Annotated in this window: 23 protein-coding genes; 10 read left to right on the top strand and 13 right to left on the bottom strand. The window is 69.9% G+C overall.

The window, feature by feature from the left end:
- Nucleotides 1-18: 18 nt before the first annotated feature.
- Genes purM through ACOZ32_RS08645 form a run of 3 tightly spaced genes read right to left on the bottom strand, consistent with a single transcriptional unit; the run spans nucleotide 19 to nucleotide 3,191 of the window.
- A complete protein-coding gene (purM, locus tag ACOZ32_RS08655) occupies nucleotides 19-1,014 on the bottom strand; it encodes a phosphoribosylformylglycinamidine cyclo-ligase (RefSeq protein ID WP_424335139.1) in 996 nt (331 codons plus the stop codon).
- A gap of 57 nt (nucleotides 1,015-1,071) precedes the next feature.
- Nucleotides 1,072-1,680: a Zn-dependent protease gene (locus ACOZ32_RS08650; RefSeq protein WP_012289243.1), complete on the bottom strand. Its 609-nt coding sequence runs from the start codon at nucleotides 1,678-1,680 to the stop codon at nucleotides 1,072-1,074.
- Nucleotides 1,677-3,191 carry a TraB/GumN family protein gene (locus ACOZ32_RS08645; protein ID WP_010902613.1) on the bottom strand — a complete coding sequence of 505 codons (1,515 nt, stop codon included), beginning with the start codon at nucleotides 3,189-3,191 and terminating at the stop codon, nucleotides 1,677-1,679. The genes ACOZ32_RS08650 and ACOZ32_RS08645 overlap by 4 nt, the downstream gene beginning before the upstream one ends.
- Nucleotides 3,192-3,293: 102 nt before the next feature.
- Here ACOZ32_RS08645 and ACOZ32_RS08640 point away from each other — a divergent pair, with 102 nt between their 5' ends.
- Complete coding sequence (locus ACOZ32_RS08640; protein WP_010902612.1) at nucleotides 3,294-3,761, top strand: acyl-CoA thioesterase; 468 nt, start codon at nucleotides 3,294-3,296, stop codon at nucleotides 3,759-3,761.
- 7 nt (nucleotides 3,762-3,768) lie between these two features.
- Here the strand turns inward: ACOZ32_RS08640 and gatA are convergent, their stop codons facing one another.
- Together gatA and gatC are read right to left on the bottom strand one after the other, a co-directional pair.
- A complete protein-coding gene (gene gatA / locus ACOZ32_RS08635; protein WP_235158000.1) occupies nucleotides 3,769-5,040 on the bottom strand; it encodes an Asp-tRNA(Asn)/Glu-tRNA(Gln) amidotransferase subunit GatA in 1,272 nt (423 codons plus the stop codon).
- Nucleotides 5,040-5,315, bottom strand: coding sequence for an Asp-tRNA(Asn)/Glu-tRNA(Gln) amidotransferase subunit GatC (gatC, locus tag ACOZ32_RS08630; RefSeq protein WP_012289242.1), 276 nt, complete (start codon nucleotides 5,313-5,315; stop codon nucleotides 5,040-5,042). Before gatC ends, gatA begins: the two co-directional genes overlap by 1 nt.
- Before the next feature lie 160 nt (nucleotides 5,316-5,475).
- On the opposite strand from gatC, the gene ACOZ32_RS08625 reads away from it, so the two are divergent.
- Complete coding sequence (locus ACOZ32_RS08625; protein WP_010902609.1) at nucleotides 5,476-6,462, top strand: transcription initiation factor IIB; 987 nt, start codon at nucleotides 5,476-5,478, stop codon at nucleotides 6,460-6,462.
- A 32-nt stretch (nucleotides 6,463-6,494) separates the two neighbouring features.
- Nucleotides 6,495-6,968: an NUDIX hydrolase gene (locus ACOZ32_RS08620; RefSeq protein ID WP_235157841.1), complete on the top strand. Its 474-nt coding sequence runs from the start codon at nucleotides 6,495-6,497 to the stop codon at nucleotides 6,966-6,968.
- Nucleotides 6,969-6,983: 15 nt separating this feature from the next.
- On the opposite strand, the gene ACOZ32_RS08615 is transcribed toward ACOZ32_RS08620, so the two are convergent.
- Both ACOZ32_RS08615 and ACOZ32_RS08610 read right to left on the bottom strand, forming a co-directional pair.
- The gene (locus tag ACOZ32_RS08615) at nucleotides 6,984-8,066 is read right to left on the bottom strand and encodes an asparagine synthetase B (RefSeq protein ID WP_338416985.1); all 1,083 of its coding nucleotides are present in this window, start codon (nucleotides 8,064-8,066) and stop codon (nucleotides 6,984-6,986) included.
- Nucleotides 8,066-8,749: a PHP domain-containing protein gene (locus ACOZ32_RS08610; RefSeq protein ID WP_235157846.1), complete on the bottom strand. Its 684-nt coding sequence runs from the start codon at nucleotides 8,747-8,749 to the stop codon at nucleotides 8,066-8,068. The genes ACOZ32_RS08615 and ACOZ32_RS08610 overlap by 1 nt, the downstream gene beginning before the upstream one ends.
- 115 nt (nucleotides 8,750-8,864) lie before the next feature.
- Here ACOZ32_RS08610 and purL point away from each other — a divergent pair, with 115 nt between their 5' ends.
- Nucleotides 8,865-10,967, top strand: coding sequence for a phosphoribosylformylglycinamidine synthase subunit PurL (purL, locus tag ACOZ32_RS08605; protein WP_424335138.1), 2,103 nt, complete (start codon nucleotides 8,865-8,867; stop codon nucleotides 10,965-10,967).
- 7 nt (nucleotides 10,968-10,974) lie between these two features.
- Here the strand turns inward: purL and ACOZ32_RS08600 are convergent, their stop codons facing one another.
- Both ACOZ32_RS08600 and ACOZ32_RS08595 read right to left on the bottom strand, forming a co-directional pair.
- Nucleotides 10,975-11,112: a DUF7550 family protein gene (locus tag ACOZ32_RS08600; protein WP_010902604.1), complete on the bottom strand. Its 138-nt coding sequence runs from the start codon at nucleotides 11,110-11,112 to the stop codon at nucleotides 10,975-10,977.
- 52 nt (nucleotides 11,113-11,164) lie between these two features.
- Complete coding sequence (locus ACOZ32_RS08595; protein WP_070807663.1) at nucleotides 11,165-11,590, bottom strand: universal stress protein; 426 nt, start codon at nucleotides 11,588-11,590, stop codon at nucleotides 11,165-11,167.
- A gap of 117 nt (nucleotides 11,591-11,707) precedes the next feature.
- Between ACOZ32_RS08595 and hisF the strand changes: the two genes are divergently transcribed.
- Nucleotides 11,708-12,529: an imidazole glycerol phosphate synthase subunit HisF gene (gene hisF / locus ACOZ32_RS08590; protein ID WP_010902602.1), complete on the top strand. Its 822-nt coding sequence runs from the start codon at nucleotides 11,708-11,710 to the stop codon at nucleotides 12,527-12,529.
- A 6-nt stretch (nucleotides 12,530-12,535) separates the two neighbouring features.
- On the opposite strand, the gene ACOZ32_RS08585 is transcribed toward hisF, so the two are convergent.
- Nucleotides 12,536-12,820 (bottom strand): DNA-directed RNA polymerase subunit L, encoded by a 285-nt coding sequence (locus ACOZ32_RS08585; RefSeq protein WP_235157850.1) that lies wholly within the window; start codon nucleotides 12,818-12,820, stop codon nucleotides 12,536-12,538.
- 99 nt (nucleotides 12,821-12,919) lie between these two features.
- Here ACOZ32_RS08585 and ACOZ32_RS08580 point away from each other — a divergent pair, with 99 nt between their 5' ends.
- Nucleotides 12,920-14,716 (top strand): rhomboid family intramembrane serine protease, encoded by a 1,797-nt coding sequence (locus tag ACOZ32_RS08580; protein ID WP_285265871.1) that lies wholly within the window; start codon nucleotides 12,920-12,922, stop codon nucleotides 14,714-14,716.
- On the opposite strand, the gene ACOZ32_RS08575 is transcribed toward ACOZ32_RS08580, so the two are convergent.
- Nucleotides 14,707-15,327: an METTL5 family protein gene (locus ACOZ32_RS08575; protein ID WP_424335137.1), complete on the bottom strand. Its 621-nt coding sequence runs from the start codon at nucleotides 15,325-15,327 to the stop codon at nucleotides 14,707-14,709. The two genes, ACOZ32_RS08580 and ACOZ32_RS08575, sit on opposite strands and share 10 nt — an antisense overlap.
- A gap of 48 nt (nucleotides 15,328-15,375) precedes the next feature.
- Nucleotides 15,376-16,410, bottom strand: coding sequence for a diphthamide biosynthesis enzyme Dph2 (gene dph2 / locus ACOZ32_RS08570; protein WP_010902598.1), 1,035 nt, complete (start codon nucleotides 16,408-16,410; stop codon nucleotides 15,376-15,378).
- 107 nt (nucleotides 16,411-16,517) lie between these two features.
- Here dph2 and ACOZ32_RS08565 point away from each other — a divergent pair, with 107 nt between their 5' ends.
- On the top strand, nucleotides 16,518-16,916 hold the full coding sequence (locus tag ACOZ32_RS08565; protein WP_010902597.1) for a YlbF family regulator: 399 nt from the start codon (nucleotides 16,518-16,520) through the stop codon (nucleotides 16,914-16,916).
- A gap of 8 nt (nucleotides 16,917-16,924) precedes the next feature.
- Here the strand turns inward: ACOZ32_RS08565 and ACOZ32_RS08560 are convergent, their stop codons facing one another.
- Nucleotides 16,925-17,575, bottom strand: a complete 651-nt coding sequence (locus ACOZ32_RS08560) for a helix-turn-helix domain-containing protein (RefSeq protein WP_010902596.1) — start codon at nucleotides 17,573-17,575, stop codon at nucleotides 16,925-16,927.
- Between the two features lie 82 nt (nucleotides 17,576-17,657).
- Here ACOZ32_RS08560 and ACOZ32_RS08555 point away from each other — a divergent pair, with 82 nt between their 5' ends.
- The 3 genes from ACOZ32_RS08555 to ACOZ32_RS08545 all read left to right on the top strand — a co-directional run bounded on the left by ACOZ32_RS08555 (nucleotide 17,658) and on the right by ACOZ32_RS08545 (nucleotide 20,884).
- Complete coding sequence (locus ACOZ32_RS08555; RefSeq protein WP_049892496.1) at nucleotides 17,658-18,494, top strand: MBL fold metallo-hydrolase; 837 nt, start codon at nucleotides 17,658-17,660, stop codon at nucleotides 18,492-18,494.
- An 86-nt stretch (nucleotides 18,495-18,580) separates the two neighbouring features.
- Nucleotides 18,581-19,930: a hypothetical protein gene (locus ACOZ32_RS08550; RefSeq protein ID WP_424335136.1), complete on the top strand. Its 1,350-nt coding sequence runs from the start codon at nucleotides 18,581-18,583 to the stop codon at nucleotides 19,928-19,930.
- A 48-nt stretch (nucleotides 19,931-19,978) separates the two neighbouring features.
- Nucleotides 19,979-20,884: a hypothetical protein gene (locus ACOZ32_RS08545; RefSeq protein ID WP_010902593.1), complete on the top strand. Its 906-nt coding sequence runs from the start codon at nucleotides 19,979-19,981 to the stop codon at nucleotides 20,882-20,884.
- The last annotated feature ends 20 nt before the right edge of the window (nucleotides 20,885-20,904 follow it).

The following is a 20,904-nucleotide window of genomic DNA, read 5'->3' as shown; positions in this document are numbered from 1 at the left end:
GCTGGCCGTTACCGCCGGCTACAGGGACAGCCCGCGGATCGAGACGCCATCGCCGTCGGCGACGCGGCCGACGACCTCGCCGTCCGTCTGGCTCGCGAGCGCCGCCGCCGCGCCCTCTGGGAGCGCGACCACGAACCCGGTGCCCATGTTGAACGTCCGGTGCATCTCCGCGTCACTGACGCCGCCGGCGTCCTGCACGTAGTCGAACACCTGCTGGGCGGGCAGCGGGTCCGACACCTCGTAGCGGAACCCGCCCATGCGGTCGAGGTTCGTCCACCCGCCACCGGTGATGTGTGCGGCGGCGTGGACGCCGTGCTCGCGGAACGCATCGAGCAAATGGGTGTAGATGCGCGTCGGCTCCAACAGCGCGTCCCCCACTGTCTCGTAGCCCTCGTACGGATACGGCTCGTCGTAGCCGCCGTCCCGGGTCGCCGCCTCGCGGGCGAGCGTGAGCCCGTTGGAGTGGATGCCCGCGGACGGGAACCCAACGAGCGCGTCTCCGGCCTCGGCCCGACCGGGGAACAGCTCCGCGTCGGTGGCCACGCCCGCCGCGGTGCCCGCGATGTCGAACCCCCGCACGACGTCGGGCATCACCGCCGTCTCGCCGCCCACGAGTGCGACGCCGGCCGCGTCCGCCCCGGCGGCCAGGCCGTCGCCGAGCTCGGCCGCCCGCCGCTCGTTGGGCTCGTCAACAGCGAGATAATCCACGAATGCGGCCGGTTCGACACCCGCCGCAAGGAGGTCGTTGACGTTCATCGCGATGCAGTCGATGCCCACCGTGGAGTAGTCCCCAACAGCCTCGGCGACCAGCAGTTTCGTGCCTACGCCGTCGGTGGCGAGCGCGAGATACTGGTCGCCGAGGTCCACCAGGCCGGCGTACGCGGTGCCGTCGGTTCCCGTCGACGCGGCGTCGACGAGCGCCGCCGTCGCGGCCTCGCTGTCGGCGATGTCGACGCCTGCGTCGGCGTAGGTCAGTCCGTCCGGGTCGCCATCGGCGTTCTCGCCAGCAGTCATACACGCACGTGCGCAACTCGTGGCGTTAAGCGTACTGGTATATGCGCGTCCACCCAACTACACGAGGACGCCCGCGAAGAACAACACCGCCGGCCCGATCGTGACCACCGCCGACAGCGCGTACGCCGTCGTGCTCCATTCCAGCACCGTCGCGCCGTCCAGGGGGCCAAACGGGATCATGTTGAACCCCGCCAGCAGGACGTTGATGAACACCCCCCAGTAGCCGACTCTGGGGGCGACCGTCACCAACACCACCAGTGAGACCGCACCGAGCACGACGTTCATCAGCGGGCCGGCCAGTGCGATGAGGCCGTTCTCGCGTGGCGTGATGTAGCCGCGGTGGTGGACCGCGCCCGGCGCGGCGAACAGGAACCCCGCGAGCCCGCCGGCGACCGCAAGCCCCAGCATTCCGTAGTCGGCGCGGAACTCCGCCTCCTGTCCGAACCGCAGTGCCACCGCCTTGTGTGCGAGCTCGTGCAGCAGGAACGCCACGCCCACGGTCGCCAGGCTCAACGCGAACGCGCGGGCGAACACCTGACTGGCGAGCACGTCCGTCAGCGTCGTCGGCGACACCGGCACCCGGTAGAACGCGAACGCCAGCCCCAGCAGCAGCCACGCCGCGCCGAGATCCCGCGCCTCGTGCCAGGACACCCACGACCGTGTCACAGCAGCCCCCACAACGCCCGGGCGCTGTTCTCAGCGCCCTGCACCATCGCGTCCGAAACCGCGTGCAGCGAGTCGAACGGCCCGCCGATGGCCGGCAACACCACTAGCGGGAACAGCACCGACGCCACGATGCTGCCGACGTTGGTCATCGCGACGACGGCGATCAGCCGGAACAACGGCACGTCGAGCATCTCCGAGACGATCTCCCGGACCGGACGCGTTTCGTCGTCCAACAGCGTGTTCAGCGTCTCGATGTCGGTGACGTGCACGGAGAGATAGCGCAGTTCGATGTATCCGGCGAACCAGCCCGGCGCGAGCAGCGGGTTCACCGACGTGAGCCACGCCACTGCGCCGCCGACGCCGGCCGACGTCCAGTGGGCACCCGCGAGCTTCGCGGTGGTCAGCGAGAACACGCCGTTGAACAGAAACCAGCCGCCGAACACCTGCAACAGCACGTCGTTGCCCACGCCGGCCATCACGAGCAGCGCGAAAAACACCAGGAACCCCACAGTGAACGCCAGCCCGACGCCTTTCAGCAGCCACGACCCCCCGGTCTCTTTCCCCGTCAGCGACTCCATCGGGGGCAGCGAATCGGGGTTTTCGAGGTAGTTCATGATGCCGTCACGGTGGCCCGCACCGACGACGGCGACGACGTCTTTGCCCTGGGCGCGAAGCGCGAGCAGGTTGTGCGCGATGAACGCGTCGCGCTCGTCGATGAGCGCTTGCGCGCCGCCCGGACTGAACCGTCGGAACTCGGCCATCATCGCCGACACCACGTCGGCGTCAGTGAGCTCGTCCATGGAGAACTCCGCGACATCCGTCTCCGTGTCCGGCGCGGTCCAAGCCAACACCGCCGTGAACGCGATGCCGAACACGGCACCGCCCGCGATGGCGAACAGTCCGACTTCGGTGATCGCGGCGATCACGCCAACCACACCTGCCAACACACCGAGTCCGGGTGGCACGCTGGGCAGCACGTAGAGACCGCCGAGCAGCTCGGCGATCACACCCACGAACGCCCCGATCAGCCCGCCGACGGTCAGGCCGAGTGTCAGGCTGTCGGTGACGCCGAGCGCCAACTCGCCACCCATCCGCAGCTTCTCCGGCAGCGACATCCGTGCCCAGAAGCGCTGGATGGTCACCTGGATGTCGCGGTCGACGAGCGCCACGTCGGCCCCCGCGGTGTTCGCGGCGTCCACGGCCGCCTGCATGTCGGCCCCGGGCTCGATGCCGAACTTCTCGCCGAGGCGCCGTTGGGCGTACGACAACAGCCAGTACGCCAGGAACTGGAACGCCATGCTGCCTTTCAGGAGGTCCGTAGCGTCCAAGTCATCGGGGGCGTCGCCCTGCATCTGCCGGAACCGGCCTTCGTCGAGCTCTACGGCGACTGTGTCAGGGTGTTCGTCGTCGATAACGCGCTCGACCTCCTCGACGCTGTCCGAGGAGACGTGCGCCGTGCCGACGACCCGCACCGACCCCTCGCGGTCGGCCGACGCGGCGTCCTCACTCATTACCTAGCGGATACGGGGGCCCAGCCTTACACCTGTCGATGGCCCGATGCTTGGCCGGCCGCTCCCGCAAGCTTTCAACCGCTCCGGTGAAAACGACGGCGCATGACCGACACGGTCCGGCTGATGGAGTCGTACACGGAGATGACCGAGATGCTGCTGCCGAACGACACGAACAACCTCGGGCGGGCGCTCGGGGGGACAGTCCTGCACTGGATGGACATCTGCGCCGCCATCGCGTCGATGCGGTTCGCCGGCTCGCAGTGCGTGACCGCGTCGATGGATCACGTGGATTTCATCACCGCCATCGAGATGGGGGAGGTGGCGGTGGTCGAGGCGTACGTCTTCGACACCGGCTCGACCAGCATCGACGTGAAAGTCGACGTGCACGCCGAGGACCCCCGTGAGGGCGCGACCCGAAAGACGACGTCGTCGTTTTTCACGTTCGTCGCGGTCGACGACGACGGCTCCCCGATCCCGGTCCCGGATCTGGCGTGTGAGTCAGACGCCGAAACCGGCCTGCGGGCGGCGGCGATGGAGGCTCACGAAGAGCAGGCACACCAGGAGCTGTGAGCGGCGGCTACTGTTCGACGGCGGCGGCGGCGTTGATGATCGTTTCCTCGCCGAACTTCGGGCCGACGAGCTGAACGCCGACCGGGAGGCCGTCGGCGTCGCCGGCGGGCACCGAGATGGCGGGGAGGTTCGCGAGGTTCGCCGGCGTGGTGTTGGCGTCCGCGAGATACATCTGGACGGGGTCGTCGAGGCTCTCGCCGAGCTTCGGCGGGAGCACCGGCATCGTCGGGGACGCCACCACGTCGACGTCGGCGAACGTTTCGTCGAAGTCCTGTTTCACCCACGCCCGGGCTTCCTGGGCTTGCTTGTAGTATTTGTCGTGGTAGCCCGCCGACAGCGCGTACGTCCCCAGGAGGATGCGGCGCGTGACCTCGTCGCCGAACCCGTCGGCGCGCGCGTCCGCGAACGTCTCGTTCCAGTTGCCGTCGAAGCCGCCGCCGGTGCCGTACCGCACGCCGTCGAAGCGCGCGAGGTTCGAGGAGGCTTCGGACATGGCGATGACGTAGTAGGCGGCGACGGCGTACTCACAGGACGGCAACGCCACGTCGACGGTTGTCGCGCCCTGCGCGCGGAGGTCCGCAAGCGCCGCTTCGAAGCGCTCGACGACGCGGTCGTCAGCGCCGTCGGTGAGTTCCTGCGGGACGCCGATGGTCAACCCGTCGACGTCGCCGGTCGCGGCGCCGGCGTAGTCGGCGTCTGCGCCCGCGTCGCGGGTGGTGCCGTCGTGTTCGTCGGGGCCGGCGATCACGTCCAGGAGTTCGGCCGCGCCCTCGACGGTGGGCGCGATCGGCCCGATCTGTTCGAGGCTGTTTGCGTACGCCACCAGTCCGTACCGGGAGACCAGGCCGTACGTCGGTTTGAGGCCGACGACGCCACAGTACGCGGCGGGCGCGCGAACCGAGCCGCCGGTGTCGGAGCCGAGCGCGAGGTCGGCGTCGCCGTTCGCGACGGCGGCCGCGGAGCCGCCGGAGGAGCCGCCGGGCACCCGGGTTTCGTCGACCGGGTTCTTGGTGGGACCGAAGTACGAGGTCTCGGTGGTCGTCCCCATGCCGAACTCGTCCATGTTGGTCTTGCCGACGATGGTCCCGCCGGCCGCGAGGAGGTCCTCGACGACGGTGGCGTTGTACGGCGGCTCGTAGTCGGCCAGCATCTTCGAGCCACACGTGGTGGGCACGCCTTTCGTGGAGATGTTGTCCTTGACGGCCACCGTCGTGCCGTCGAGGGGGCCGTCGGCCGCTCCCTGGATGGTCGTCTCGGTGATGAATGCGTTCAGGCTCATTACGAGACGTTGGGGCCTTTGAACCGGCCGTCTTCGGTTTCGGGGGCGTTTGCGAGCGCGTCGTCCTGGTCGAGGGAGTCCGCGATCTCGTCGGCCCGCATCACGTTCACCAGCTCCGGCTCGGCGTCGACTTCAGGGACCTCTTCGAGGCGCTCGAAGTGTTCGAGGATGTCCCCACAGTGGTCGACGACGGTGTCGACGTCCTCGTCGTCCAGTCGGAGGCGCGCGAGGTCCGCGACGTGCCGGATCTCCTCGGCGTCGACGGCGTCAGTCATACGCGAGTGGTCGCGCGTGCCGGCGGTAAGCGTTTCGATGGCGGGACCGAGCACGCAAATTAATGATATGTGGTAACAGTTATCAAAGTACTTTTGCCCGTGCATGTGCATTATCCACACGAGCGGACAACCACACCGGCCCCCCGCAGCCAGCCCCACAATGACAAACCAGCGCACAACACGAGACGGGAGCCACGGCACGGAATCAGTACCCACGCAGCGCAGCCGTGAGTCCACCGACGAAGACCACGGGTGCCCGGAGTGCAACGGCGACCTGGTGACCGACGAGGATCGCGGGGAGACCACCTGCGGCGAGTGCGGCCTCGTGGTCGAGGAGGACGGCATCGACCACGGCCCCGAGTGGCGCGCGTTCAACGCCCAAGAACAGGACGAGAAATCCCGCGTGGGCGCTCCGACCACGAACATGATGCACGACAAGGGGTTGTCCACGAACATCGGCTGGCAGGACAAAGACGCCTACGGCAACACCCTGTCGGGGCGCCAGCGGCGGAAAATGCAGCGCCTGCGCAAGTGGAACGAGCGCTTCCGCACCCGCAACAGCAAGGAACGCAACCTCAAGCAGGCGCTGGGTGAGATCGAGCGCATGGCCTCCGCGTTCGGGCTGCCGGACAGCGTCCGGGAGACCGCGTCGGTGATCTACCGCCGCGCGCTCGGCGAGGACCTGCTGCCCGGGCGCTCCATCGAGGGCGTCGCCACCAGCGCACTGTACGCCGCCGCGAGGCAGGCAAACACGCCCCGCAGCCTCGACGAGGTCGCAAGCGTCAGCCGCGTCGACCGCGGCGAAATCGCGCGCACGTACCGCTACGTGGCCCGCGAGCTCAGCCTCGAAGTCGCGCCGACGGATCCCGCGAGTTACGTTCCCCGGTTTTGCTCTGACCTGGAGCTGTCCGGCGACGTCGAACGGCGCGCCCGAGACCTGCTGGCCGCCGCCGCCGACGCCGGCATCACGTCCGGGAAGTCGCCCGTCGGCCTCGCCGCGGCGTCGGTGTACGCGGCGGCGCTGCTCACGAACGAGCGCGTCACGCAAAACGAGGTCAGCACCGTCGCGAACGTCAGCGAGGTCACCATCCGCAACCGCTACCACGAGATCCTGGACGCGGGCGGTGAACCCGGCGTGGAAGCGTAACCCATATTCGGGGCGTCGCGCCACCGCTGGGTATGGAAACCACGCGGCATTTCACCGCCACCGTCTACGTCGTCAACGACGGCGCGACGGCGCTCCACGAGCACGCCCGCCTCGGCCTCACGATCCCACCGGGGGGCCACGTCGACCGCGACGAGCTCCCCCACGAGGCCGGCCTGCGGGAAGTCAGCGAGGAACTCGGCCAGGAACCGACCCTGTTGGGGGAGCGCCCCGAGATCCCGGCTCCCGCCGGGGTCGCGTTGCCGACGCCGCGCTACCAGCTCTGTTACGACATCAACGTCCACGAGGACGGCTCGGTGGGCCACCAACACATCGACCACGTCTACTTCGGGACGGTGCCGACCCGCACGGTCGCGCCCGACGACGGCGAGGCACCGCCGGACGCCTGGGAGTGGTATTCGCCGGCCGCCCTGCGCGCGGACGCCGCCGTCGACCCGGACACGGCGCGGATCGGTATCGAAGCCATCGAAGCGGCCGCCGGGGAGTAACCCCCGGCTGCCCGGTCACTCCTCGATGCGGGCCTCGACGTACTGTGTGACGTGGTCGTCCATGCGGCGCTTGAACCCCGCCTGGCGGGCGAGCCGGTCGACCTCGCGGGCGACCAGGCTGCCGTACTGCACGGCTTTCTTGTCGCGGTCAGCTACCGCGGCGGGCAGCCACGATCGGGCCGCCTCCCGGAGCGCGCGTTTCCGGGTGTCGCCCGACACGAGCCACTCCCCCGGCAGCGCGAGCGCCGCGCGCACCACGTCGTCGTGCAGCAGCGGCGTCACCGGCTCCACGCCGGCCGCCCGCAGCGCGCGCAGATCCCGCTCCAGTTGGGCCGGCAGCGACTGCACCGTCTCCCGGCGTGCACCGCGCACAGTGTCGGCGTCAGTGCGCGGGTCGGTCGGCGCTTTCGCGACCTTCGCGTACCCACCGAACAGCTCGTCGGCCCCCTGCCCGACCACGAGGCGGCTGTAGCCGTCGGCGGCCGCCCGGGCGGCGACCAGGAACAACGGCAACGCGATCTGGACGGCCATGGCGTTCGTGCGGCCGATCGCCCGCGCCACCGTCGGCACGGCCGCCTCGATGTCCGCCAGCGTCACTTCGTGCACGCGCAGGTCGTCGGCACGCCCCATGGCGGCCGCCGACTCGCGGGCCGCCGCGATGTCGCTGCTGTCCGCGTAGCCGACGACGTACAGCGGCGCGTCCAGCGCGGCCGCGGCGAGCGCGGAGTCGACGCCCCCGGAGAACGCCACCGCCAGGTCGTCGCCCGCAGGAACGCCCCCGAGCGCGCCCGCAACGGCGGCCCGAACGCGCTCAACCGGCTCGTCGCCGGTCGGCGCCGGCTCCGGGAGCGACCACACCGGCCGTCCGCTGCCGGTCGCGCCCGGCGCGCGGACGTGGCCGGCCGGCAGGAGCGTCGGCGCAGCGAGATCCCGTGGGTCGTGGCTCCACTCGTCGCCGTCGACGTAACACAGCCGGCGGCCCAACACGTCCCGTGCGAGCCGGCCGTCCGGCAGCTCGCCCGCGAACCCGCCGGTTCCGGGCAGCGGGTCGCCCGACTGGACGGCGTCCAGCACCGCGTCGGGGGCAGCGCCCCGCATCAGAAGAACTCCGCGAGGCGGTTCGTGATCCGGCGCTTCGCGCCGCCGGCCGCCTGCCGGAAGCTGATATGCCACGGGGTTCGTTTCCCGTTGACCGTGGTTTCGCCCGCCCGGATGGCGTCCAGGATGGCCTCGACCGTGTGGTCGTCGGCGTCGATCCGCGTGACCGCCTGCCCCACCATCTCGGCGATGTGCGCGTCGCTGCCGGCGGTCATGGGGCAGTCGTTGTGCTCCGCGAACGTCTCGGCTTTCCGGTTCGCGAGCCCGGTCAGCAGCCGGGAGTTGTACACCTCGATGGCGTCCGCGGACGCCAGTTCGCGCCGCGAGATGTGGGGCGCAACGCCGCTGCGCGAGGACTGGAAGGGGTGGGGGACGATGGCGATGCCACCGCGGTCCCTGATCTCGGCCAGCGTCTCGGCGAACGGCAGCCCGGCGGGCACGGCGCGCTCGACACCGATGGCGAGCACGTGACCGTCCGCGCTCGTCACCTCCATCCCGGGAATGCCGACGAGATCGTAGTCGGCGGCCAACTCCGCGGCCCGGAGACTTGCGTCTATTTCGTCGTGATCTGTCACCGCAAGCGCGTCGAGCCCCACGGCCTGGGCCTGCTCCAGCAGCATCTCGACGGGGTCACGGCCGTCGTAGGAGCGCTCGGAGTGCGCGTGGAGTTCGACAGACAGCACAGTCAACGCTTGCCGTGGTGGGAAGAAAAACGACTCGGTACCGGTGCGCCGCCGAACACACCACGACTATGCATATGGAAACGACTAAACCACCCGAGTCAGACCACGAAAGTGAATGTCTCTTGGTGACTCGGATCGGGAGCGCGTCGTGGCAGCCCTCGGCCGCGACCCCACACCCGCGGAAGCCGCGCTGTTCGAGAACCTCTGGAGCGAACACTGCGCGTACCGCTCCTCGCGGTCGCTGCTGTCCGCGTTCGACAGCGACAGCGAAGCCGTGGTCGTTGGCCCGGGTGACGACGCCGCCGTCGTGCGCGTCCCCGGCACCGACCAACTCGTGACCGTCGGCGTGGAGAGCCACAACCACCCCAGCTACGTCGACCCCTACGACGGTGCCGCCACCGGCGTCGGCGGCATCGTCCGGGACACCCTCTCGATGGGGGCCTATCCCATCGCGCTCGCCGACGCGCTGTACTTCGGTGACTTCGACGACGAGCACGCCCGATACCTCCTGGACGGCGTGGTCGAGGGGATCAGCGACTACGGCAACGCCATCGGCGTCCCGACGGTCGCCGGGGCCACACAGTTCCACGACGGCTACACCGGCAACCCGCTGGTGAACGTCGCGTGCGTCGGCCTGGTGACCGAGGACCGACTCGTCACGGCGGCGGCGAAATCGCCCGGGAACAAGCTCGTGCTCGTGGGGAACGCCACCGGCCGGGACGGCCTCGGGGGCGCGAGCTTCGCCAGCGAGGACCTCGCCGAGGACGCCGAAACCGCCGACCGCCCGGCCGTCCAGGTGGGCGACCCCTACACGGAGAAACTCCTCATCGAAGCCAACGAGACGCTGGTCGACCGCGACCTCGTGGTCGCCGCCCGCGACCTCGGGGCCGCCGGGCTCGGCGGGGCGTCCTCGGAGATGGTCGCGCAGGGCGAACTCGGCGCGCGCATCACCCTCGACGCGGTCCACCAGCGCGAGCCGGAGATGAACGCCATGGAGATCCTGCTGGCGGAGTCCCAGGAGCGCATGTGCTACGAGGTCGCCCCAGCCGACGTCGACGCCGTCCGCGAGGTCGCCACGCGATACGACCTGGGCTGCTCGGTCATCGGCGAGGTCACCACGGGCAACTACGTCTGCGAGTTCGACGGCGAGACCGTCGTCGACGCGCCCGCGACGGTTCTCGCGGACGGAGCGCCGGCAACCGACCAGCCGTCGACGGCACCCCAAGCGCCAGCCACGGACCGTCCCGATCCGGCGCTCGGGACGGCCATCGACGCCGTGCTCTCGGCCCCCAACACCGCGAGCAACGAGTGGGTGTACCGCCAGTACGACCACGAGGTCGGCGCGCGAACCGTCCAGCGCCCCGGCGAGGACGCCGCCGGGCTGGCGCTGCACGAGGCCGACGACGGGACGACGGTCGCGCTGTCCGCGGGCGCGAATCCGGGGTGGACGGCCTGCCAGCCGTACGCCGGCGCGTACGCCACCGCCGTCGAGAACGCCACGAACCTCGCGGCGGCCGGTGCCGAGCCGCTGGCGGCCGTCGACTGCCTCAACGGCGGCAACCCCGAGGACCCCGACGTGTACGGCGGCTTCGAGGCGATGGTTGCGGGGCTGGCGGACGGCTGTCGTGCGATCGACACGCCGGTCGTCGGCGGCAACGTCAGCCTGTACAACGACTCCGCGACCGGCCCCATCGCGCCGACGCCGACGCTCGCCGTGGTCGGCTACCGCGACCAGTACCCCGTCCCCGGCAGTGGCCTCGCGGGCGACGGGGATCTCGTGCTCGTCGGCGGGCACGCCGACGGCCTCGGCGGATCGGTCTACCTCCAGGCGCTGGGTGGCACCGACCAGTTCCCGGCCGCCGACGCAGCCGGCGTGGCCGCCGTCCGCGAGGCCGCCACGCGAGCGGACACGCTGGCCGTCCACGACATCAGCGACGGTGGGCTGGCGGTCACGCTCGCCGAGATGGTGACCGCGGACGCCGGCGCGACCGTCACCGTGCCCGGGTTGGCGGCGCTGTTCTCGGAATGCCCTGGTCGTGCGGTCGTCGAAACACGCGACGCCGACGCGCTCCAAGCGGCCCTTGATGTGCCCGTCGTGCGCCTCGGGTCGGCGACCACGGACGGCACGCTGTCGGTGACCATCGACGACGAGACTGTGACGCGGGACGCCGCCACGATCCGGGATCACCGCGGCGTCATCGCCCGCGAGCTGGACTGACCGGCGATTACACGACGACGGGGACGGCGTACGCGACCGCCAGCCCAACCAAAAGCACGATGAGCCCGTTCGTGACCTGTCCAATCGAGAACTCCTGCATGGGCGCGGTGACGCGGCCCCCGTCGTCGCCGTGATCGTCGGACATACGCGGCGGTTCTCGGCGCCCGCACTTGGCAGTATCGAAGCGCAGTGACTGCCTACCGGACGATGTGCACGTCGTAGCGGTCGTCCGCGGAGACGCCTTGTCCCACGGAGGTGAGGCCGCCGACCACGTGGCCGGCGTTGTCGCTGCCGACGAACACGACCGTCGCGCCGGCATCAACCGCGAGCTCGCGGACGGTGCGACTGACACGCCCCCGGGGCGCGTATGCGTCCAATACCTCGTACTCCACCGGCACGCCCGGCGCGATCTCGTGGACGTCCGCCGCGATCGCGGCCGCAACCGTCCCGACATCGAACGACTCGTCAGCGCCCAGCCAGCCCCGGTCGCGGGCCATCGCGGGATCGCGTTGCACGGCGGTGACAGCCACCACGGCCGCGTCGGCGGCGTCGGCGAACGTGACGGCACGCCGGAGTGCCGCCTCCGCGAGCGGCGAGCTGTCGAACGCGACGACGTATGTCATGGGTTCGCCTGGGCGTTCGGGCCCCCTCAGCGTTTCGAGATCCACACGCCACGCCAGGGGAGCGCGCGGATCGGACACCTTATCCGGGTCTCGGGTGTACGCCGTCGTACCCGACCGATGACACTCACCAAGCGCGTCATCCCCTGCATCGACGTGGACCTCGACGACGACGGGGAGCCCGCAGTGTACACCGGCGTCAACTTCGAGGAGCTGGCGTACACGGGCGACCCCGTCGAGATGGCGAAGCGGTACAACGAAGCGGGCGCCGACGAGTTCGTGTTCCTCGACATCACGGCCAGCGCCGAGGGCCGGGAGACGATGCTCGACACCGTTTCGGCGGTCGCCGACGAGGTGTTCATCCCGCTGACCGTCGGCGGCGGCATCCGGGACACCGACGACATCCGGGAGACGCTGCGCGCGGGCGCCGACAAGGTCTCGATCAACTCGGGCGCGATCGCCGACCCGTCGCTGGTGGACCGCGGCGCGAAAGCCTTCGGCAGCCAGTGCATCGTCATCAGCGTCGACGCCCGGCGGCGCTTCGACGAACAGGGCCAACACTACACGCAGGTCGACGGCGAGTCGTGCTGGTTCGAGTGCACGGTCCACGGCGGCCGCGAAGGCACCGGCATGGACGCCATCGAGTGGGTTCAGGAGGCACAGCGACGCGGCGCGGGCGAGTTGTTCGTGAACTCCATCGACGCCGACGGCACACAGGACGGCTACGACGTTCCGCTCACGGCGGCGGTCTGTGACGCCGTTTCGACGCCCGTGATCGCGTCCTCGGGGTGTGGCGCGCCCGGCGACATGGCCGACGCCTACGACGCCGGCGCTGACGCGGCGCTGGCGGCGTCGATCTTCCACTTCGACGAGTACAGCATCGCGGAGACGAAAGAGACGCTCGCTGACGCCGGCTATCCGATCCGCGCCCCGGACGCGTGAGCCGGCTCAGACCGCGGCTTCGAAGATGTCCGCGAACGACTGCAGTTTCTGGCTTGTGTGGCCGGCCGCCGCCTGCAGGGCGTCGACTGGGTCCACGTCGCCGTCGGTTTTGATCGTGAGCAGCGGCTCCGTCTGGCCGCCGGACTGCTCGGGGTTCATGTCGTAGGACGCCGCGGTGACGCCGTCGGTCTCCAGCAGCGTGCCCTTCAGCACGTTCATGAACGTGTGGTTCTCCCCGGCGACTTCGATGGTCAGCTCCGCGTCGTCCTTCTCAATAACCCGCAGATCCATGGCTCCGGTTTCGCCCGTCCGGCGTTTCAACGTTTCGAACGGCCGACCCGTCGGGGTGCGCCCGCTGGTTTATTACGTCCCAACACGGAGACGTGATGTATGCACGTGCCGTCGGACGCCGCCGCGGTCGTCGCCCTGACGGCGGTCGGTGGTGTGCTCGCTGTCAGTGTCGTCCCGCGCTTTCGCCGCGCGCGGTGGCTCGCCGGGGCTGCCGTCAGCGGGGTGCTCGCCGGGCTCGTCGTGGCGGGGAGCAGCGGCCTCCTGGACCTGTGGCGGGCCGTCGGATACGCCGCCGTCGTGGTGTTGCTTGCGACCGGCACCGCCGTGTTCACCCGTGGACCGGGCCAAGACGCCGTCCAGGCGGTTCGGTCGCGGCTCCTGTTCGGCGTGCCCTGGGGGACGCTGCTGGTTGCCGGGATCGTGGCCGGGTTCTACACGCTCGTCCAGCGCGGCCCGGACGGCACACTGCTTGTGGTGCCGTTCATCTCCTGGTCGTACGCCTATCCGCTGGGCGTGCTCACGTCGCCGATCGCCCACGCCAACCTCGGCCACGTCACCGGCAACCTCATCGGCACGCTGGCGCTCGCGCCGGTCGCCGAGTACGCGTTCTCGCATTACCCGACTGCCCGCGGCACCGCCGCGTTCGGGTCGTGGCGAACGAACCCCTACGTCCGTGCCGGCGTGGTGTTCCCCGCCGGCGTGCTCGCGGTGGCGCTTCTCACCAGCGTGTTCTCCTGGGGCGCGGCCGTCGGGTTCTCCGGGGTCGTGTTCGCGTTCGCGGGGTTCGCGCTCCTCAAATACCCCCTGGCGACGGTGGTGGCCGTCGCCGCCCGGGACGCCATCTCGGTGTTCTGGCGGACGCTGCTGGAGCCCGTGACGTTCGCGTCGGCGTCCCAGTCGTTCGGGCCGCCGTGGTGGGCGGGCGTCGCGGTCCAAGGCCACCTCTTCGGGTTCCTTCTGGGCGCGCTGGCGGCGGTCGCGGTGCTCGTGCACCGCGATGACCACCCCAACCCGGCCCGCGTCTGGCTGGGCGCGGTCGTGATCGCCACGTCGCTGTCGCTGTGGGCGGTGTGGTGGTACGGCCGGAGCGCCGAGTACGTGCTGTTCCGCGCCGGCGGGCTGTTGCTCGTGGTGGTGCTTGCGGTCGTGTTTGCGGTCGTCGCGGGCACGCACAGCGGCGTTACGCTCCCCGGCCGGGGCGGCGAAACCACCGCGACGGCGCGCAAACTCGCGGCGGCGGCGCTGATCATCCCCGTGGTGACGATGGCGTTCGTCGCGGTGCCCGTGAACCTCACCACCGTCCAGGACGCGAACGTCGCACAGTCGGCGGTCTCGGTCAACGGCTACGAAGTCACGTACGCCGAGAACGCGACCAACAAGCGGGTTGCGGCGGTCGACATCCCGTACTCGGGGGCCGCGACGAACGTCTCCGCCAGCGGCGTCATCGTCGCCAACCCGGACCGCGGCATGTGGACCGAACGCGTTGGCACCGACGAGCTCGCGTTCCGTGGTGACGCGGCCATCACTGTCGGCGGGCTGAACTGGCGGGAGACCGTCGGCGTGCACCGCGAGGGGTGGGTCGCCACCGGCGGCCAGCCGGTCTACAACGTCTACCTGCGACCGCCGGACGGCGGATCGTTGCGGCCGGTGTTCGCGTCGGCGAACCGCACCGCAGCCCCCGTGTTGGACGGCCGCCACGTCCGGCTGAACGCCGACGCCGGGCAGTTCTCGCTGACGGTGCTGCGAAACGAAACGGCGCTTGCCACCACCGGCGTGCCGGCGGCCAACGCCACCGCCACGGCGGGCGGCCTGACGTTCGAACATACGGCCGGCCGGCTGCTCGCGCACACCGGCAACACGACCGTCACGGTCGCGCACAGCGAATCCTACGACTGACGACCCCAGTCCACGCGGAACAGTTCCACGTCGAGGACGGCGCGGTCCTGGGTGTGGAAGGAGAACTGAGCGGGCACCGCAAACTCGGCGGCGAACGCGTGGGTGACGGTTCCACCCCGGTCGCCGGCGAACGACTCCACGAACGCTTTGCTGCCGGCGTTGTGCACGGAGTACGACACCGCCGCGACGTCCGAGGCGGCCGCCAGGAACGCCCGGTCGGCGTGCTCGGCGCGGTCCTGCGCGCCGAACGGCGGGTTCATCACGACGGTGTCGACGGCTGCCAGCGGCGGCCGCGTGGCGTCGGCCACCGTCCACTCGACGCCCACACCCGGCTCGACGCGGGGTTCGTTGGCCCGGCCGACGGCCACCGCGTCGGGGTCACGCTCGACCGCCAGAACGCGGTGGGGGTTGCGGGTCGCCGCCGCGATCCCGAGCATCCCCGTGCCGGCTCCGAGATCGGCGACCGTGCGACCGGCGAGGTCGTCGTGGAGGTCGGCGAGCGCGATGAGCTGGGCGGCCAGCTCGGTCGGTGTGGCGTACTGTTCGAGCCCCGGGTCCGGATCCCGGAACCCCTCGACTGCGCCGAGTCGCCTGGCGAGCGCGCGCTTCACGCTCCACCCGTGGTGGGCGGCGGCGAAGAACCCTGCGCCCGCACGGCGCTACCAGGTGCCGTGGAAGGTGTCGAACGAGAGGTCCTCCAGTGGCTTGTTCCCGACGGCGATCTCGTACTCGCCGGGGGTCAACATCGGCTTGTGGAACTGCGGGCCGTCGTCGGTGGTGATTCGCGGGCAGCCCGTGTTCACGAACGCGTCCATGTCGAAGTTCATCAGCCGGTCGGGGGTCACCTCGTCCATCGTGATGAGGTAGGCGTTGTCGTTGTTCTCCACGATCTCCTCGGCCTGATCGAACCGGCCTTGGCCGATCTTCGTGCAGAAGATCACGCCCCACTGCTCGGCGTCCATCGCCTTGTGGACGGACGCGTAGCGCTCCTTGAGGAACTGCTCGGCGTCCGCGATCGACACCGCGTTGTTGACCGGATCCGCGATGACGACGTTCTTCTCGGGGTGTTCCATCGCCAGGCCGAGCGGATGGAACTTCCCGCCGCCGACGTACAACACCTGGTCGGCGTCGATGTCCGCGCTGGCGTAGTTGCAGCCAAGCACCTGGCCCTCGTTGGTGAGGCGGTCGTCGCCGCGGCGCGTGTGCACCGTGTATCCGCGCTCCTCCAGCCACGTGCGCATCTCCTCGAACTGGTTCATGTGCTGGGCGGTGGTCACCAGCCCAACGTCGCCGTCGTGGAGCTCGTCGCGGGCCTCCTGCATGATGGGCTCGACGTCGACGTTCGAGAACAGCGGCACGTAGATGATCGAATCCGACTCCTTCATCGGGGAGTGCCCGAAGTGCACGAACACGTCGGTGCGCCGCATCAGATACGTGTCGAGGTCGCAGGCCCCATAACAGGGCTGCCCGGACAGCATGATGCGGGTGTCGTCCAGGCGCGCCCGCAGGTCGTCGGCGACCGCTGGCCCGCGGCGCTTCAACCCCTCGGGGAACTGCAGGCCGACTTTCTCGGCGTCTTTCCGCTCGACCTCGTCGACGATGCGGTCGAGCTCGTAATCCCACGTCCGGTCGTGGCGCAGCGAGAGTCCAGTGTTCCGGAGATCGCCCGCCGACCGTGCCTCCTCGTTGCTCATTAGCTGCGGTATGGGGGCTTGCTCGTTTAACCCCCGTGGTTCGCGGTACGGGGGCGGCGTTCGGGGGTTCCGGCAGTTTGAAACGACGCCAGCACCAACCCCGGAACATGAGTGTTGAGACCGACGCCGCCGGCCCCAGCGCGGACCACGCTGCGGACGACCTCGCGCGCCAGCTCGGCGACGCGATCGCCGACCTCCCCGAGTACCGCCGCCTCATGGAGACCAAGCGCGCCGTCGAGACCACCGATGAAGTGCAGTCTCGGATCGAGGAGTTCGAGCAACTCCGCCAGGAGTTCATGCTCGCCCGCCAGTCCGGGGACGCCGACGAGGCCGCCCTCAACCGCGTCCAGGAGGCCCAACAGCACCTCCACGACCACCCCGTGATGGCGGACTACCTCGACGCCCAGGACGCCCTGGAAGCACGGTTTGAGGGACTCAACGACCTCATCAGCGACCCCCTGGACGTGGATTTCGTCGGGGAGTCCGGTGCCTGCTGTCAGGACTGACGGCGCCGTCAGTCAACGGCGTTGGCGGCGAGGTTCCGCGTCGCGCGGCGCAACCGCTCGCTCGCTGACTGCTCGGTGACGCCGAGCTGCTCGGAGACCGCCGACAGCGACGCCGACCGCGGCACGTCGAGGTAGCCCACGTCCAAGGCGACCCGGACGGCCTCGCGTTGGGCGTCGGTCAGCGGGTCTTGATGGGTGGCGTCGGCCTCGGGGACACCGCTGTAGATGCAGTGCAGCGTGAACGCCACCCCCTGGCTGGTGCAGATCTCGCGAAACGACGCCAGTGCGTCCCGGTCGGGGAACCGAACGCGAACGAACCACACGCCGTTCTGCGACTCGACGTGCAGCTGTGCGGCACCGAGATCCAGCCACTCGGTGTACATCTGGACCTCCGACGCGTCGGCGTTCTGGTAGCTGTACAGTCGCCGATCGGCCAGCTGATCCAGCAGCGTTACCGAGGTCGTGGTCGAGTCAGCCCGCATCGCGTCGTCGAACGCGGACAGGTCATCGCCGATCGCCCACGCGACCGTTTTGACCGTGTCCCCGCCATCAGCCACGTCGACGGATTCGACGTCAAACGTCACGTTGGGGACGCTGGTGGTCGCCTCGTAGAGGATCATGCGGGGCGACGACATCGACAGTTCAGCGATGACGCTCATCACATCGTACACGTGTCCACGTGCTGTTAAGTGCCCTGGCCGAACCACCGAACGCTTAGGACGCGGGCCACCAACGGCCGGTATGGTGCACTCCGACTGGGGCGACTGGCTGCCCGCAGCCGTCGCCGCCGCCGATCCCGACGGCATCGCGGTCTGGTATCTCGGCTGCAACGGCGTGATCCTGAAGGCCAGCGACGGCACGACGCTGTTCGTCGACCCCTACCTGGGGACCGGCGACCCGCCGCGAACGGTGCGCATGATTCCCGTGCCGTTCGATCCCCGTGACGTCTCCGACGCCGACGCAGTGCTCGCCACCCACGAGCACACCGACCACGTCCACGGCCCGAGCCAGGCCCCGCTGCTCGCCGACACGGGCTGCTCGCTGTACGCCCCCGAGGCCTCGATCGCGGTCGCCCGCGACGACGAACGCTGGCAGGACGACTACGCCGTCACCACCGACCAGTACCGGCGCGTCGCCGTCGGTGACACCTACGACATCGGCTCGTTCACCGTCCACGTCACGCCCGCACATGACCCCGACGCGGTCCAGCCGGTGTCGTACGTCTTCGAGCACGACGCCGGCACGGTGTTCCACGGCGGCGACACCAAACCCGCCGACGCCCTCGCGGAGATCGGGGCGGCCCACGACATCGACGTGGGGATCCTGGCGTTCGGATCGACGGGCGAGATCCCCGACAAACAGACCCGCGAACCGTCGGTCACGACGTGGTACAACACGGAGACGGAGGTCGTCGCGTGCGCGAACGCCCTCCAACTCGACCGGCTGGTCCCCACGCACTGGGACATGTGGAAAGGACTGACCGCGGACCCGACGGCGCTGCACGCACACACCCGCAGCATGGCGTCACCACAGCGCCTCGACGTCGTCGAAATCGGCGACCGCATCGACGTCTCGTAGGCCCCCACCTCGCGCATACACCTACCCCCCGGCAATTTAAGGGCCTCTCCGCGTAGATTGCTGTATGAACGACGCACTCCAGGGTGATGCCCGTGAGTGACGAAACAGTCGTCGAAACGAACGGTGTGACCGTCAGCAAGTTCTTCAACGCCGAGGACTTCCCGGTGCCGGCCGTCGCCTTCGACGTGTCTTCGACCCGTGACGGCGGGGTGACGCTGACGATCACCGACGAGATCCCCGAGGAGTTCGGCATCGACCAGATCGGGTTCCACCCCGAATACGGCAGCGAACACTGGACGGCGACGGGCGACGGCGTCGTGCGCTTCGAGCGCGAGATCGACGCCGGCGAATCGTTCACCACCGTCTACGGCGTCCGCATGGAGGACGACCAAGACGAGACGCCGTTCCTTTCGGCCCCGGAGATCGACGTCGACGGCCCCGACATCGAGGACGCCATCCCGCCGGAGTCCAGCGACGTGGTGCGGGAGCTGGCGGGCGGCGACCGCGACACGGTCCCCGGGCTCGAAGACGAGGACACCACCGACCACGAGTTCGGATCCGTCGAAGCGGACGTCGGCGACGCCGATGTCGACACGCCGGTCACCGACGACGCCGAAATCCTCGGCGACGACGCCGGGCTCACCGACATCGGTGGGACCGAGCCCGAGGACGCCGACGACACGAGCCCCGACACTGACGGCCAGCCCGCGGACAACACCACAGGGACGGGCGCCGCACTCGAAGCGACGGCGACCACCGACGGCGACGACACCGCCGACGCCGACCCGCCAACCGACACGGTGGCCGCCGACACCAGCGCCGCCGACGACGCTGCGGGTGTGGACGCTGCGCCCCGTGATGGCTCGGAGATCGTGGCCGCGCTCGCGGACGCGATCCGCAACGACGCCGTCGCCGACGAGGACCTCGCAACCATCCAGGACGCGATGGGTGGGGTACCCGAATCGACGCGCGTGGAGCTCACACACCTGCAGTCCCGGGTCTCCGAGATCGAAGCGTACACCGACGCCCTGGAGTCGTTCATCGACGACAACGGCACGGCACAGGACGTGCTCAACGACCTCGAAGACGACGTGGCCGACCTGGAAACCGAGCTATCGACGGTGCGCGACGACGTGGCTGGCGTCGAGCAGTCCGTCGACGCTGCCGCCGACGACCGGGCGGCGCTGCACGAGCGCGTCGACGACGTCGAAGCCACGGTCGGGGCTGTCGACGACCTCGAATCGTCGCTGGACCGGCTGCGCGGCGACGTGGACGCCCTCGACGAGCGCCTCGCGGACACCGAGGACGACGTGCTGGCGCTGGCCGACGTCTCCGGCGACGTGGACGCCCTCGAAGCCGACGTCGCCGAGCTCTCCGAGCACGTCGACGCCATCGACGACTGGCGCGACCAGCTGTCGGACGTGTTCAGCGCCTGAGCGCTCGGGATCACAACGGTTTTCGGCGCGCACTGGCTGCACCCAACAATGACACCCCCGCCGGTTCGCATCGCCGTCCCGCGGAAAGGACGGCCATTGGAGGCGGTTCTCGACCGCGTCGGCGAGCTCGCCGACGCGGCGTCGGTCGCCGACGACATCGCCACGACGCTGCGCTACGAGAAGGGGCTCACGAAAGGCGACCACCACGACGCTCGTGGTGTCTACGAGCGGCTCGCCGCGTACAGCACTCCCGACGAGCCGACGGCCCCCGATTACACGCTGTTGCGGGACTCCCGTGTGGGGAAACCGCGCCGGATCGTGTTCGACTCGCTCACCGTGACCGTGGCGGGGACGCGCGTCGAACTCATCGGACGCGAGGAGCCGTTTCGCGCGCTCCGCACGCACGAGTTCGCTCTGGGGTTCGACAGCGCGGACCTCGTGCTCGAGGAGGTGGTGGGGCTCCGTCCCGAGCCGCTGACCTCGATCGCGGACGTGAACGAGCGCATCGATCCCGTCGACACGGACGTGCGCGTCGCCTCCGGCCTCGGCGACACGGTCTATCACACGCTGTTGGCGACGCCGGACGCCCACGGTTCGGCGGGCGTCGACCGGGCGTTTCTGGACGCCTACAGCGGCCCCGTCTGCATCAGCCCCCGCTACGAGCGCCTCGTCGAAGCCGTGCTCGGCACCGCCGTGACCGAGGGCCTGACGTTCACCTACCCCGATGCCGACCACGACGAGGAAGAAGCCGCGATCGCTGACGCCGGCGTCGGTGTCTACCTCACGGTCACGGGATCGACCGCCCGCGACCACGGCCTCACCGTCGGCGAGCAACTGTTCCCGAGCGAGACCGTGCTCATGGAGAACCAACACGAGGCCACCGGGGAGCGTGTTGCCAGTGTGCGACAGGCGCTCACCACCGCACCGACGGAGACCGCGATCCCACCACAGTAACGCCGACCCGCCGCTGCTCG

The organism is Halobacterium sp. MBLA0001, from assembly GCF_049705385.1.
GTDB lineage: Archaea > Halobacteriota > Halobacteria > Halobacteriales > Halobacteriaceae > Halobacterium > Halobacterium salinarum.
This window is presented reverse-complemented; position numbering and strand designations above follow the sequence as displayed.